Raw genomic sequence first — 13,683 nt, forward strand, 5'->3', positions numbered from 1 at the left:
AAAGATCCCAGGCAATGTCTGCTGTGTCCGATCAGGGGACTCCGTCCCCGGGCAGTACCGGTGCTTCCTACGCGGCTGCCGGCGTCGACATCGAAGCGGGCGACCGCGCCGTAGAGCTGATGAAGGAGTGGGTGAAGAAGACGCAGCGCCCCGAGGTCCTCGGCGGCCTCGGCGGGTTCGCCGGCCTCTTCGACGCCTCCGCCCTCAAGCGGTACGAGCGCCCGCTGCTCGCCTCCGCCACGGACGGCGTGGGCACCAAGGTCGACCTCGCCCGCCAGCTCGGCGTGTACGACACCATCGGCCACGACCTGGTCGCGATGGTCATGGACGACATCGTGGTGTGCGGCGCCGAGCCGCTCTTCATGACCGACTACATCTGTGTCGGCAAGGTCCACCCGGAGCGCGTGGCGGCCATCGTCAAGGGCATCGCCGAGGGCTGTGTCCTCGCGGGCTGCGCCCTCGTCGGCGGCGAGACGGCCGAGCACCCGGGCCTGCTGGGTCCGGACGACTTCGATGTCGCGGGCGCCGGTACGGGCGTGGTCGAGGCCGACCAGCTGCTCGGCCCGGATCGTATCCGTACGGGTGACGCGGTGATCGCCATGGCGGCCTCCGGTCTTCACTCGAACGGGTACTCGCTCGTCCGGCACGTCCTCTTCGACCGGGCCAACCTGAGCCTGGACCAGCACGTCGAGGAGTTCGGCCGCACGCTCGGCGAGGAGCTCCTGGAGCCCACCAAGATCTACTCGCTGGACTGCCTGGCGCTGACGAAGACCGCTCAGGTGCACGCCTTCAGCCACATCACCGGCGGCGGGCTCGCGGCCAACCTGGCCCGGGTCATCCCGGACGGGCTGCACGCGATCGTGGACCGCGAGACCTGGACCCCGGCCCCGGTCTTCGACCTCGTCGGCAAGACCGGCGACGTCGAGCGCCTGGAGCTGGAGAAGACGCTGAACATGGGCGTCGGCATGATCGCGATCGTCCCCGAGGAGTCCGCGGACGTGGCCCTCGCCTCCCTCGCGGACCGTGGCGTGGACGCCTGGATCGCCGGTGAGATCACCGAGCGGGGCGAGCACGCGACGGGCGCGGCGCTGATCGGCGACTACGCCAAGTAAGCCGTCACGGCAGCACGAAACCCGGTCCGGCGCTGAAGCCCCGGACCGGGTGAAGTGCAGCTGCTACGAGATCCGCTACAAGAAATCCGCCAGAAGAAATCCGCTACGAGAAATCTGCTGAGAAAGATCGCGGAAAGCTGGTTCGCGAAAACTGCGAGGGACGCTGCTGCGTCAAGCGCCGCGACGTTGCGACGTGGGACCGGACTGGTCGTCCTCGTCCTCATCGTCGTCGTTATAGAGATCCGCGTACTGAGCGTACGGGTCGTCTTCTTCCTCGTCGTCGTCCTCGAACGGCTCGCCATTCGGCGGCTGGCTCGAAGTCGAAGCGCCCAGCTCATTGGCCAGACGCGAGAGGTCAGTCCCGCCGCTGCTGTACTTCAGCTGGCGGGCGACCTTCGTCTGCTTGGCCTTTGCCCGGCCGCGCCCCATGGCTCGACCCCCTCGGATACGGGGCTCGGTGGCCCCAGAGTCTTGACACGCGTTCATGATCTGGAACGGGCTCTCCGTGGAGAGACCGGTCCGTAGGGCTTCCACGGTACCTGAGCCCGCGCCCATACGGTACGTCGCCCGCACTACGCGCCTTTGCCCAGAACCCGCGAGGTGCCCTGTCCTCGCTGGTCAACCGCGATTTTAACCTCTTCTTGGCGGACGACCCGCCGACAGACGTGAGAGTTCTCTCTAAGTGTCCCATCGGCGGGTCCCTGACAAGCCCGTGGGCGAGCGCGCGTCAGGCCGGAAGGAGTGGCTCCGCTATCCGCGGTGCCGCGCCTCCGCCATCCGCTGCTCGGCGATCCGGTCGGCCGCGGCGGCCGGCGGAATCCCGTCCTCCTTCGCACGTGCGAATATGGCCAGCGTGGTGTCGAAGATCTTCGCGGCCTTCGCCTTGCACCGGTCGAAGTCGAAGCCGTGCAGCTCGTCGGCGACCTGGATGACACCGCCCGCGTTCACGACGTAGTCGGGGGCGTACAGGATCCCGCGGTCCGCGAGGTCCTTCTCCACACCCGGGTGCGACAGCTGGTTGTTGGCCGCGCCGCACACGATCCTCGCGGTGAGCACCGGCACGGAGGCGTCGTTCAGCGCCCCGCCCAGCGCGCACGGGGCGTAGATGTCCAGACCCTCGGTGCGGATGAGTGCCTCGGTGTCCGCGACGGCCGTGACACCGGCCGGGTGCCTGTCGAGGATCCGGCGCACCGACTCCTCCCGTACGTCCGTGATCACGACCTCGGCGCCGTCGTCCAGCAGGTGCTGCACGAGGTGGTGGCCCACCTTGCCCACGCCGGCGACGCCCACCTTGCGGCCGCGCAGCGTCGGGTCGCCCCACAGGTGCTGGGCGGAGGCCCGCATGCCCTGGAAGACACCGAAGGCGGTGAGGACGGAGGAGTCCCCGGCGCCGCCGTTCTCGGGGGAGCGGCCGGTCGTCCAGCGGCACTCGCGGGCCACGACGTCCATGTCGGCGACGTACGTACCGACGTCGCACGCGGTGACGTACCGGCCGCCGAGCGAGGCCACGAAGCGGCCGTACGCGAGGAGCAGCGCCTCGGACTTGATCTGCTCGGGGTCTCCGATGATCACGGCCTTGCCGCCGCCGTGGTCGAGACCGGCCATGGCGTTCTTGTAGGACATGCCGCGCGAGAGGTTCAGGGCGTCGGCGACGGCCTCCTCCTCGCTCGCGTACGGGTAGAAGCGCGTACCGCCGAGGGCGGGGCCCAGTGCGGTGGAGTGGATGGCGATCACGGCCTTCAGGCCGCTGGCGCGGTCCTGGCAGAGCACGACTTGCTCATGACCGCCCTGATCCGAGTGGAACAGGGTGTGCAGTACATCAGCAGGTGCGCCGGTTACGTCGGTCACTGTGGTGACTCCCAGGTAATAAGCGGCGGTTGGGTGCGGGGCCCGTGCGGATGGCGGGCTCCGTGGGCATGAGACTAGAGCCTGCGCCCACCCGCCTTCGGTGCAGTGTTCAGGATCACCCACTGGCGGAGTACAGCCATGGTTCGATTTGCATAGGTTTCTCGTCAGGTTGTGAGCGGTTTTCGCTGGTTTTCCCGGTGGCCAACGGGGGAGGGAGCAGGCGTGCCCAAGGTGTCCTCGGTGATCGTCCCGTACGCGTCGTATCTGCGTGTGTACGAACCGCTGGCCGCCTTCCCGGAGCCGGAGCGCGGCCACTGGGCGCGCTATGCCCGCCGGGCCGAGCGCCCCTCGTACCAGGACGAACTGCGCCGCTCGCTGGCCGACTTGCTGCCCACCCCGCCGATCCCGGTGCCGGTGCACGAGAGCAGCGAGGCGTTCGTCGCGGAGGTCGACGGGGTGCTGTGCGTCTGCCCCTGGCGCACCCGGCTGCGTGGCTGGCAGGCCCTGGGCGAGCTGGCCGAGGAGCTGCCGGCGCCCGTGCTCGACGCGGTGCTGCCGCCGCTGGTGCGCCGTCAGGCCACCCTGGACTACGAGCGCTGGATGGCCCGCAACCCCGACGCCCGCCCGTGGATCCGCACCTCGACCTGGCAGGTGCCGCTGAACTGGTTCGTGCTCGTCTCCGACGAGGAGCGGGAGTACGAGAAGGGGGCCGGGCCCGGCGGTGCCGCGCCGGTGCTGCGCTACCGGACGCCGATGGTGCAGGCCCGGCGGCGGACGGCACGGGCCCTGAAGACGCTGAAGGACACCCTCGGCGAGGGGCCGCTCATCGACGGTCTGGTGGACGTGGGGCGCTGGCTGGAGGAGTTCCACCCGCGCTCGCTCGTGGAGCTGGACTACGGCGGGCTCGTGCACGTCCTGCCCGCCGCACATCTCGAAGGGGACCACTCGGCCGCGGACGTCGCCGAGGGCATCGAGGCGCTGCGTGACGGGGACGGGGCCGCGGCGGGCGAGGCGTACGGGCGGCTCGTGGAGCGGTGGCGGTCGGTCAGGGACCGGCGCTCGGCGAACTGAGGCGGGACCTGGGAGGCCTCTGGGGTTCCCGAGACGGGACGCGCGAGGCCTCTGGGGTTCCTGGGGCGTGCGAGCCGCATGTGCAGTGTGATCTGCTTCTCACTGGATCGCGTCGAACTCGCGTATGGTCCTCACACGCTGAAGACCCTCACTCCGGGACGTTGGTCCCGATCCGGGCTTTTGCGTCAAGCGGGTGTCAAGCGTGACGGATGGCACTTACCTGGCTCTTGCGTCGCTTGCCACCCCTCGTGTCAAAATAGGACAAGGAGTCCGGGGGAGGGCTCCGTCTACCCACGTATGGGTGGAATCTCAGCATTGCACGCTATGGGGGGTCTGGTGACTCCTGATCGCCCTGTGACTGATCGTCACAGTGGCGTGACTGTCCGCTATGGCATGGTCCATCGGCTTCCGTCGCTGATGAACACCTGGGAGGGCAATTCCATCGGTTTGGCCGACGCGGTTGGACAGATGGTGTAGTTGTAGTGCCGAGGACAAGCCGTTCGTCCTATAACCGACTCGACTCGCGTCCGCCATTTCGGGCAACGCGGGTCAAGGTGCAGAATTTAGAGGAATGAACCGAGAAGGTTCGGTTCTCCCGAGGAGGCCGCTCATGACCGCTCGCACCCCTGATGCCGAGCCGCTGCTGACCCCGGCTGAGGTCGCCACGATGTTCCGCGTCGACCCCAAGACGGTCACGCGGTGGGCGAAGGCCGGCAAGCTTACGTCCATCCGCACGCTCGGCGGGCACCGCCGCTATCGCGAGGCTGAGGTCCGCGCACTGCTCGCGGGTATCCCGCAGCAGCGCAGCGAGGCCTGAACAACTGCATAACCGGACAATTCGACAGGTCCCCCAACCCGTCGAGGCGCCCGAACCACAGCTCCAAGCGACGCGGGTTCTGCCCCAACAGAGCCCACGCCCAAGGTTTTCTGGCACTGACAAGGGTGCGTCGTAGATCGCGCTGGACTCCGCCGAGTCCAGCGCGATCTTTTTTGTGCCCTCACGGTGTCCCGGCGGGCGGCCTGTGAGTGGCCTTGTCGCAGTCTGGGGAGGGGTGTCGGATCTCCTGTGGGAGCGCTTACCCGGTGGTGCAATTGCACATATTAAATTGACCAGTTGTAGGTGGGCTGTAAGTTCCGCACTTCTGAAAACTTATGCGGTGACACCCGTCACATGCCACAGTCCTTGTTGCCCGAGAGGCTTGTGCGCTAAGGGAGTTGGGGCTGCGCGCAGGCGGTCGTACGCCGAGACTCCCACCGGCCCGTGAGCGTGTCCGCCGCCATTGGTCATGCCTTGGAGGGGCTTTCGTCCTCGACGGCGCTCTCGGCGTCCTCCTCGCCCCTCTGGGCGGGCTCCATGGCCAGCCGCAGGAGCCGGTGGCAGATCGGGCAGTGGCGCGTCAGATGGCGGTACTCGGAGGCGGCCGCCAGGTGGGCACGGAGCAGAGCGCGCGTCTCGTGCCTAGCGGACGCCGCCATACGCACCTCCGGGGGGCTGGGGAGACGAGAACCCTGGCTTCCGGGGTACCGGCGGAATGTGACGCCGTCAAGGTGTCTCGCCCCCGCCGCCCCTACCCGTCCCATCCCTGGGGGCTGCGCCCCCAGACCCCCCTAAAAGATTGTGCAGTTCCCCGCGCCCCTGAAGAACTGGGGGCGGGCGGGGGATCGCGGGGCGAAGCCCCGCGCCTTAGGGGCGCGGGGAACTGCGCGACCAGCCCCCACCCACCCGCAGCCGACACGCAACCCCCGGGGTCGAAGGGGCGGCGTCCCTGGGGATGGGACGGGTAGGGGCGGCGGGGGCGAAACAGAAGAGCCCCGCATCCGTTGCCGGATGCGGGGCTCTGTCTTTGTTGCGGTCCTGACGGGATTTGAACCCGCGGCCTCCACCTTGACAGGGTGGCGAGCACTCCAAACTGCTCCACAGGACCAGGTTTCGCGGCACTTCGCGGTGCGCCGTGCTGCGAAATGAGACTGTACAGGAGGGTGAGCCCGGGGTCGAACTCACCCACCGTGCAGGCCCCGTTACGGAACAGCCGCGTCGATCGCCTTCACGATCCGCTTGTCGGACACGGGATACGCCGTGCCGAGCGCATGGGCGAAATAGCTGACCCGGAGCTCCTCGATCATCCAGCGGATGTCCAGGACCGAGAAGGGGACCGGCCGGCCCTGCGGGAGTTGCTCCAGGAGCCAGGCGTACTCGTCCTGCATCTCGTGGACCTTCTCCATACGGGTGGTGTCCCGCTGGACATTGGTCGGCATCTGCTGGAGCCGCCGGTCCGCGGCGACCAGATAGCGCATCAGGTCCGGCAGCCGGCGGAGCCCCGTCGCCGTCACGAAGCCCGGCTTCACCAGGGCGTCCAGCTGGCTGCGTACGTCCGTGAGGTTGGCGAGGAGCGTCGGACTCTTCACGCCCTTCAGACGGCGCTCACAGGCCTGCCAGGCGGCAAGAACCTGCTGCACCTGCCCGACCGTACGGACCGTCGTGTCGACGATCTCGGCGCGCACCTTGTCGTACAGCTTCCGGTACGACTCCTCGTCCCACGCCGGCCCCCCGAAGTCCCCGATCAGCTTGTCCGCCGCCGCCATCGCGCAGTCGTCGAAGAGGGCCTGGATCGAGCCGTGCGGGTTCGCGGACAGGGCGAGCTTCTGGGCGTTGGTGAGCTTGTCCGACGCGAACTTGCCCGGGTTCACCGGGATGTTGCGCAGGATCAGCCGCCGCGTGCCCTTCCACATCGCCTGCGCCTGCTCGGCCTCCGTGTCGAAGAGCCGTACGGAGACGGTGTTCGCCGTCGGTCCGTCGTCGACCAGGGCCGGGTACGCCTTCACGGGCTGGCCGGCGCGGCGGGTCTCGAAGAGGCGCGTGAGCGAGCCGATCGTCCAGTCCGTCAGGCCCGAGCGCTCCAGGGACTCGCCGCCCTCGCGCTCCGCCGTCGCCGCCGCGGCCTGCGAGATCGCCTTGCGCGCCTTCGGCTTCAGCTGGAGCTTCAGCGCCTCCAGGTCCTTGTCCTCGGCGAGGTTGCGGCGCCGCTCGTCGACGATCCGGAAGGTGATCTTCAGGTGGTCGGGGAGCCGGGACCAGTCGAAGTCGTCGGCCGTGAGCGGGACACCGACCATGCGCTTCAGCTCGCGCGCCAGGGTCAGGGTGAGGGGCTCCTGGAGGGGGACGGCCTGGTCCAGGAACCTCGTCGCGAAGTTCGGGGCGGGGACGTAGTGGCGGCGGATCGGCTTCGGGAGCGAGCGGATCAGCTCCGTGACGACCTGTTCCCGCAGGCCCGGGATCTGCCAGTCGAAGCCCTCGTCCGTGACCTGGTTGAGGACCTGGAGCGGGATGTGGACCGTGACGCCGTCGGCGTCCGCGCCCGGCTCGAACTGGTACGTCACGCGGAACTTCAGCGGCCCCTGCCGCCAGGAGTCCGGATAGTCGTCCTTGCTGACATCCCCCGCGCGCTCGTTGATCAGCATCGAGCGCTCGAAGTCGAGCAGCTCGGGCTCCTCGTGGCGCTTGTGCTTCCACCAGGAGTCGAAGTGCGCGCCGGACACGACGTGCTCGGGCACCCGCTGGTCGTAGAAGTCGAAGAGCGTCTCGTCGTCGACCAGGATGTCCCGGCGCCGGGCGCGGTGCTCCAACTCCTCGACCTCGGTGAGGAGCTTGCGGTTGTCGGCGAAGAACTTGTGGTGCGTACGCCAGTCGCCCTCGACGAGCGCGTTGCGGATGAACAGCTCGCGGGACGTCTCCGGGTCGATCCGCCCGTAGTTGACCTTCCGCTGGGCGACGATCGGGACGCCGTACAGCGTGACCTTCTCGTACGCCATCACCGCGGCCTGGTCCTTCTCCCAGTGCGGTTCGCTGTACGTCCGCTTGAGGAGGTGTTCCGCGAGGGGCTCGACCCACTCCGGCTCGATCCTGGCGTTGACGCGGGCCCAGAGGCGGGAGGTCTCGACGAGCTCCGCGGACATCACGAAGCGTGGGGGCTTCTTGAAGAGCGCCGACCCCGGGAAGATCGCGAACTTGGCGCTGCGGGCGCCCAGGTAGTCGTTCTTCGCCGTGCTTCTCCCGCCCTCTCCTGCGGACTCCTTCACGTCCTTCATGCCGACGTGGGAGAGCAGGCCGGCCAGGAGGGAGACATGGACGCTCTGGTCCGGCGCGTCGTCCTCGTTGAGGTGGATGCCCATCTGCTTGGCGACCGTGCGCAGCTGGGTGTAGATGTCCTGCCACTCGCGGATGCGCAGGAAGTTCAGGTACTCCTGCTTGCACATACGGCGGAAGGCGGACGAGCCGCGCTCCTTCTGCTGTTCGCGGACGTACCGCCACAGGTTCAGGAAGGCGAGGAAGTCGCTCGTCTCGTCCTTGAAGCGGGCGTGCTGCTGGTCGGCCTGCGTCTGCTTGTCGGACGGGCGCTCGCGCGGGTCCTGGATGGAGAGCGCGGCCGCGATCACCATGACCTCGCGCACGCAGCCGTTCTTGTCGGCCTCCAGGACCATGCGGGCCAGCCGGGGGTCGACGGGGAGCTGGGCGAGCTTGCGGCCGGTCTGGGTGAGGCGCTTGCGTGCGTCCTTCTCGGACGGGTCCAGCGCGTTCAGCTCCTGGAGGAGCTGGACGCCGTCGCGGATGTTGCGGTGGTCGGGCGGGTCGATGAAGGGGAACTTCTCGATGTCGCCCAGGCCGGCCGCCGTCATCTGGAGGATGACCGAGGCGAGATTCGTACGGAGGATTTCCGCGTCCGTGAACTCCGGGCGGGCGTTGAAGTCGTCCTCGGAGTACAGGCGGATGCAGATGCCGTCGGACGTACGGCCGCAGCGGCCCTTGCGCTGGTTGGCGCTGGCCTGCGAGATCGCCTCGATGGGGAGGCGCTGGACCTTGGTGCGGTGGCTGTAGCGGGAGATACGGGCGGTGCCCGGGTCGATGACGTACTTGATGCCCGGGACGGTGAGCGAGGTCTCGGCGACGTTGGTCGCGAGAACGATCCTGCGGCCCGTGTGCTGCTGGAACACGCGGTGCTGCTCGGCGTGCGAGAGGCGGGCGTAGAGGGGGAGTACCTCGGTGAAGCGGTAGTTCTTCTTGGTGAGGGCGTCGGCCGTGTCGCGGATCTCGCGTTCGCCGGAGAGGAAGACGAGGATGTCGCCCTTGCCCTCGGCCTGGAGCTCCTCGACCGCGTCCGTGATCGCGGTGATCTGGTCGCGGTCGGCGTCGTCGCCCTCCTCTTCGAGGAGGGGGCGGTAGCGGACCTCCACGGGGTAGGTGCGGCCGCTGACCTCGACGATCGGGGCGTCGCCGAAGTGCCGGGAGAAGCGCTCGGGGTCGATGGTCGCGGAGGTGATGACGACCTTGAGATCCGGGCGCTTGGGCAGCAGCTGGGCGAGGTAGCCCAGCAGGAAGTCGATGTTGAGGGAGCGCTCGTGGGCCTCGTCGATGATGATCGTGTCGTACGCGCGCAGCTCGCGGTCCGTCTGGATCTCGGCGAGCAGGATGCCGTCCGTCATGAGCTTGACGAAGGTGCCGTCCGGGTTCACCTGGTCGGTGAAGCGGACCTTCCAGCCGACGGCCTCACCGAGCGGGGTGTCCAGCTCCTCGGCGACGCGCTCGGCGACGGTGCGGGCGGCGATGCGGCGGGGCTGGGTGTGGCCGATCATGCCGCGGACGCCGCGGCCCAGTTCGAGACAGATCTTGGGGATCTGGGTCGTCTTTCCGGACCCGGTCTCACCGGCGACGATGACGACCTGGTGATCACGGATGGCGTCCGCGATCACGTCCTTCTTCTGGCTGACGGGGAGCTGCTCGGGGTACGTGACGGCGGGCACGCGCGTGCGGCGCTCGGCCATACGGACCTCGACCTTGGCGACCTCCGCCTCGATCTCGGCAAGCACGGCGGAGCGGGCCTCGGGCTTGCGGATCTTGCGCGCGCCTTCGAGCCTGCGCCCGAGCCGGTGCGCGTCGCGCAGGGACAGCTCGGCCAGACGGGGGGCGAGATCGCCGAGGGCGGGGGCGGGATGCGTAGACATACGCGGTCCAGGATCTCACCTCGGCGAAATTCCTGGCGAACGCTTTTGCGTGGGGCCTTGGGCGGGGCGCGTGGGGCGCCGTGGGTGGGGCGCCTGGGGTGGGGTGTGGGGCGGGGCCGGGTCGGAGGTATCCGTCCTCGGTCGGGCGCGGAATCGGTCGCGTTTCAAGGGGACGGCGGTGACGCGCCAGCCGCTGCGGGCGGACACCTCCGACCCGGCCCCTCGGCGCCGTCAGCGGCTGACCGTGCGTGGGGCGTCCGTGCCGGCGCCGTGTCTGGCCGGCCGTGCGTGGGGATGTATGCGGCCGTCGTACGTGGCTGGTCCTGCTCGGGGGGCGGGTGTGCGGTCAGCCGTTGCGGGGGGCCGGGGGTGTGGGGGTCTGGGGCGTGGCGGGCTGTGGTGACTGGTCGCGGCGGGTGGAGTCGGCCTGGGCCATCGCCTTGGCGGTGTTGGAGACGGCCTTGATGCCCAGGTAGGCCGTGGTCATGGTGCTGACCGCCGTGAAGGCCGCGGTGAGGACGCCGATGATCACCGACTTGTCGCCGTCGAGACGCCATACGCCGAAGATCGCGACGCCGGCGATCGCGAGGTTGCTGAGGAGAACCGCCTGCAGCCCGTACCGGGCCCGGTACCGCTCCAGATCGAGCTCGCGCATCGGCTTCGATTCGCGATCGCGCAACACCATTGCTTCCCCCACACCCCGTAACACCGAGTCGGAAGCCAGAACGTAGCGCTGTGCCCGGGGCATGCCAAGTCGGCTCGCTCCGCTCCGGGCACGACAAAGGCCCCGTCCTGATGGACGGGGCCTTTGGGTGGTGGCTGGGGCCGGGGTCGAACCGGCGACCTATCGCTTTTCAGGCGATCGCTCGTACCAACTGAGCTACCCAGCCACGAGGCTTCCGAGGAAACCTCAGCGGTCCTGACGGGATTTGCTGTGCCCGATTGCGGCTGCGCCGCGGGCGCGGCCTCCACCTCGACAGGGTGGCGGGCTGTGGCGGGTGCTTGATCTGGATTCTTGATCGGCGGCAGGCGTACGAGTCCGGGCCCGGCCGGGTAAACGATCAAGGGCCCCGTCCGTTTGGACAGGGCCCTTGGGTGGTGGCTGGGGCCGGGGTCGAACCGGCGACCTATCGCTTTTCAGGCGATCGCTCGTACCAACTGAGCTACCCAGCCACGAGGTTTCCGAGGAAACCTCAGCGGTCCTGACGGGATTTGAACCCGCGGCCTCCACCTTGACAGGGTGGCGAGCACTCCAAACTGCTCCACAGGACCAAGCTGTTGTGTGCGAACAAGCGAAGCTAGTGTCGCACACAGTGTTGCGTGCCCCCAACGGGATTCGAACCCGTGCTACCGCCTTGAAAGGGCGGCGTCCTAGGCCGCTAGACGATGAGGGCTATCGGCCCGCCTGGGCGCTTCTCAGCGCGTCGGGGACGTGAGAAGCATATGGGATGGCGGGAGGTATCGCCAAAACGGTTTACGGGGTCCCCGGCGGCGTGCTCGACGCGGGGCTCGGAGAGGGGGTCGCCCCGGGCTGGTTCTCTCTCGGGAGGTGGCGGCTGACCTCGGCCGTTGTCAGGCCCAGGCCACCCAGTTTGATCTCGTCCCAGGCCTGGAGGCGGCGGGTGTCGCGGTCGAAGTAGAGGACCGACGCCTCGATCGGGTCCGGGTACGTGCCCTCGACGGCGCGCAGGCCGCTGCCGCCCGTCGAGCCCTCGATGCGCAGCCGCGTGCCGTTCTTCATGACCTCCATGCCCTCGTGGTGGAGGTGGCCCGCCAGCACCATCGGCACCGCGCCGTCCGTCCGGCGCGCGGCCGACGGTTCGTGGACGACGGCGACGTCGGCCGGGGTGCCCGCCGCCGTCTGGTCGCGCAGCGAGGAGGCGAGCCGGTCGCCCGCCAGCTCCTCCGCCGTGTTGCCGCCGGGGGCCACCGCGCGGTCGGGGGTGAACTGCGGGTCACCGATGCCGGCGAAGCGCAGGCCCGCGACCGTGGCCGCCCGGCCGTCGTCCAGGACGTGCACGTTCTTCATGTGCTCCAGGTAGCGCTGGGTGAGCGGGGAGTCGTGGTTGCCGCGGACCCAGACGTACGGGGCTCCGAGGTCCGCGACGGGGTCCAGGAAGCCGTTCTCGGCCGCCGTGCCGTGGTCCATCGTGTCGCCGGAGTCGACGATCACGTTGATGGCGTACTGGTCCACGAGCGACGCGATGATCTTCCAGCTCGCCGGGTTGAGGTGGATGTCCGAGACGTGCAGGACCCGGATCGTGGTCGGGTCGGGTTCGTACGCCGGGAGCGTGGACGTGACGTCGTACAGCTTCGTCACGTTCGTCACCAGGCGCGCCAACTCCTTTTGGTAGACGTCGAATTCGCTGACGATGCTGCGCGCGTTGCCCACCAGCGAGGGGGCGCTGCTCAGCAGTCCGGAGAATCTCGGTTCCAGGACCGACTTGGGGTTCCAGGTGGCGAAGGCGGTCGCTCCGGACGCGGCCAGCAGGGTCAGGGCCAGGCCGCCCGCGGCGAGGGCGCGGCGCGGGCGGCGGTAGACCGCGAGGCCGAGCGCGGTGGCGCCGGAGACGACCGCGACGCAGGACCGTACGGCCAGGTCGAGGGTGCCGTGTTCGACGTCCCGCGCGACCTCGTCCTGGAGGCCGGACAGCCGCTCCGGGTGGTCGACCAGGGCCTGCGAGCGCTCCGGGTCGAGCTGGTCGACGGACACGTCCAGGCGCAGCGGGGCCTCGTGGCTGCGCAGCTCCAGCGCGCCGAGCGGGGAGACGTTGATCTTCGTACCGCCGGTGAGGGAGGGGCGCAGGGTCATGGTGGTGTTCATGGGGCCGACCGGGACGCGTACGTTCCCCACGATCAGCAGCCCCAGCCAGGCGCCGAGGATCACGATGCAGACCAGGCCGAGGGCGCGGACGTACGGGTGCGGCTGGGGGACGAGCTCGACCGCCGGGAGCGGGCGGCGGGCGCGGTAGTGGCGGGCCAGGGCGCGGGACGCCGTACGGGCGCGGTCGCGTATGCGGTGAGCGGCGGCGGTGACTACAGCGGGGACGGCAGCGGGGACGCGGGCCATTGGTCCCGTATGCCCAAGTGTGCGGGCGGGTATGCGGTGCGGGCCCCGGCGGACGTGCGCCCCCGGTGCGACCCGTACCCGTCCTGCGGGGCGTCGTGACGCTCGTACGGCGTTGTCGCCGACTCTCGTTCGGAGGCGTCGTGCCGGACAATGGCCGTGTGCTGGAGATGACGCGCGAGGAGTTCGAGGAACTGGTCGCCGAGGCGCTGGACCGGATCCCGCCGGAGCTGACGCGGCTGATGGACAACGTGGCGGTGTTCGTCGAGGACGAGCCGCCCGCCGAAGACCCCGAGCTGCTCGGGCTCTACGAGGGGACTCCGCTGACGGACCGTGGGGAGTGGTACGCGGGGGTGCTGCCCGACCGGATCACGATCTACCGGGGGCCGACGTTGCGGATGTGCGAGACGAGGGAGGACGTCGTCGCCGAGACCGAAGTGACCGTGGTGCACGAGGTCGCCCATCACTTCGGAATCGACGACGCCCGGCTGCACGCGCTCGGGTACGGCTGACGTTCGCCCGTTTCGCTCCGTGGGGCTGTGGGGCGCGTGTCTTCTTGTGGGCGGCGGGAGTTGGGCAGGGGGACTC

Annotated in this window: 10 protein-coding genes and 5 tRNA genes; 4 read left to right on the forward strand and 11 right to left on the reverse strand. The window is 69.2% G+C overall.

Annotated features, from left to right (window positions below; genetic code table 11):
• The first annotated feature begins 14 nt into the window (after positions 1–14).
• The gene (purM, locus tag OIC96_RS25235) at positions 15–1,112 is read left to right on the forward strand and encodes a phosphoribosylformylglycinamidine cyclo-ligase (protein WP_330305663.1); all 1,098 of its coding nucleotides are present in this window, start codon (positions 15–17) and stop codon (positions 1,110–1,112) included.
• 171 nt (positions 1,113–1,283) lie between these two features.
• Here the strand turns inward: purM and OIC96_RS25240 are convergent, their stop codons facing one another.
• Both OIC96_RS25240 and OIC96_RS25245 read right to left on the reverse strand, forming a co-directional pair.
• Positions 1,284–1,541, reverse strand: coding sequence for a DUF3073 domain-containing protein (locus OIC96_RS25240; RefSeq protein ID WP_327429915.1), 258 nt, complete (start codon positions 1,539–1,541; stop codon positions 1,284–1,286).
• A 321-nt stretch (positions 1,542–1,862) separates the two neighbouring features.
• Positions 1,863–2,960 carry a Leu/Phe/Val dehydrogenase gene (locus tag OIC96_RS25245; protein ID WP_330305662.1) on the reverse strand — a complete coding sequence of 366 codons (1,098 nt, stop codon included), beginning with the start codon at positions 2,958–2,960 and terminating at the stop codon, positions 1,863–1,865.
• A gap of 222 nt (positions 2,961–3,182) precedes the next feature.
• On the opposite strand from OIC96_RS25245, the gene OIC96_RS25250 reads away from it, so the two are divergent.
• Entirely contained in the window at positions 3,183–4,031 is an 849-nt protein-coding gene (locus tag OIC96_RS25250; RefSeq protein WP_330305661.1) for a hypothetical protein, read from the forward strand.
• Between the two features lie 610 nt (positions 4,032–4,641).
• On the forward strand, positions 4,642–4,848 hold the full coding sequence (gene bldC / locus OIC96_RS25255) for a developmental transcriptional regulator BldC (protein ID WP_003949541.1): 207 nt from the start codon (positions 4,642–4,644) through the stop codon (positions 4,846–4,848).
• A gap of 467 nt (positions 4,849–5,315) precedes the next feature.
• Here bldC and OIC96_RS25260 read toward each other — a convergent pair whose 3' ends face one another.
• From OIC96_RS25260 to OIC96_RS25300, 9 genes are all read right to left on the reverse strand, one after another.
• Positions 5,316–5,507 carry a DUF6274 family protein gene (locus OIC96_RS25260; RefSeq protein ID WP_330305660.1) on the reverse strand — a complete coding sequence of 64 codons (192 nt, stop codon included), beginning with the start codon at positions 5,505–5,507 and terminating at the stop codon, positions 5,316–5,318.
• Between the two features lie 374 nt (positions 5,508–5,881).
• A tRNA-Asp gene (locus OIC96_RS25265) sits at positions 5,882–5,956 on the reverse strand.
• Between the two features lie 94 nt (positions 5,957–6,050).
• A complete protein-coding gene (gene hrpA, locus OIC96_RS25270) occupies positions 6,051–10,028 on the reverse strand; it encodes an ATP-dependent RNA helicase HrpA (RefSeq protein WP_330305659.1) in 3,978 nt (1,325 codons plus the stop codon).
• Between the two features lie 346 nt (positions 10,029–10,374).
• A complete protein-coding gene (locus OIC96_RS25275) occupies positions 10,375–10,683 on the reverse strand; it encodes a hypothetical protein (protein WP_330305658.1) in 309 nt (102 codons plus the stop codon).
• Between the two features lie 158 nt (positions 10,684–10,841).
• Positions 10,842–10,918 (reverse strand) — tRNA-Phe (locus tag OIC96_RS25280).
• A 206-nt stretch (positions 10,919–11,124) separates the two neighbouring features.
• Positions 11,125–11,201: transfer RNA gene (locus OIC96_RS25285), tRNA-Phe, on the reverse strand.
• 24 nt (positions 11,202–11,225) lie between these two features.
• Positions 11,226–11,300 (reverse strand) — tRNA-Asp (locus tag OIC96_RS25290).
• A gap of 49 nt (positions 11,301–11,349) precedes the next feature.
• Positions 11,350–11,422 (reverse strand) — tRNA-Glu (locus OIC96_RS25295).
• Between the two features lie 80 nt (positions 11,423–11,502).
• The gene (locus tag OIC96_RS25300; RefSeq protein ID WP_330305657.1) at positions 11,503–13,098 is read right to left on the reverse strand and encodes a metallophosphoesterase family protein; all 1,596 of its coding nucleotides are present in this window, start codon (positions 13,096–13,098) and stop codon (positions 11,503–11,505) included.
• A gap of 158 nt (positions 13,099–13,256) precedes the next feature.
• On the opposite strand from OIC96_RS25300, the gene OIC96_RS25305 reads away from it, so the two are divergent.
• On the forward strand, positions 13,257–13,607 hold the full coding sequence (locus tag OIC96_RS25305) for a metallopeptidase family protein (RefSeq protein WP_330305656.1): 351 nt from the start codon (positions 13,257–13,259) through the stop codon (positions 13,605–13,607).
• The last annotated feature ends 76 nt before the right edge of the window (positions 13,608–13,683 follow it).

Source organism: Streptomyces sp. NBC_00775, from assembly GCF_036347135.1.
Taxonomy (GTDB): Bacteria; Actinomycetota; Actinomycetes; order Streptomycetales; family Streptomycetaceae; genus Streptomyces; species Streptomyces lutosisoli.

Coding starts and splice junctions, on each gene's coding strand:
- purM (WP_330305663.1), top strand. CDS start 15: ATGTCTGCTGTGTCCGATCAGGGGACTCCGTCCCCGGGCAGTACCGGT.
- OIC96_RS25240 (WP_327429915.1), bottom strand. CDS start 1,541: ATGGGGCGCGGCCGGGCAAAGGCCAAGCAGACGAAGGTCGCCCGCCAG.
- bldC (WP_003949541.1), top strand. CDS start 4,642: ATGACCGCTCGCACCCCTGATGCCGAGCCGCTGCTGACCCCGGCTGAG.
- OIC96_RS25260 (WP_330305660.1), bottom strand. CDS start 5,507: ATGGCGGCGTCCGCTAGGCACGAGACGCGCGCTCTGCTCCGTGCCCAC.
- hrpA (WP_330305659.1), bottom strand. CDS start 10,028: ATGTCTACGCATCCCGCCCCCGCCCTCGGCGATCTCGCCCCCCGTCTG.
- OIC96_RS25275 (WP_330305658.1), bottom strand. CDS start 10,683: ATGCGCGAGCTCGATCTGGAGCGGTACCGGGCCCGGTACGGGCTGCAG.
- OIC96_RS25300 (WP_330305657.1), bottom strand. CDS start 13,098: ATGGCCCGCGTCCCCGCTGCCGTCCCCGCTGTAGTCACCGCCGCCGCT.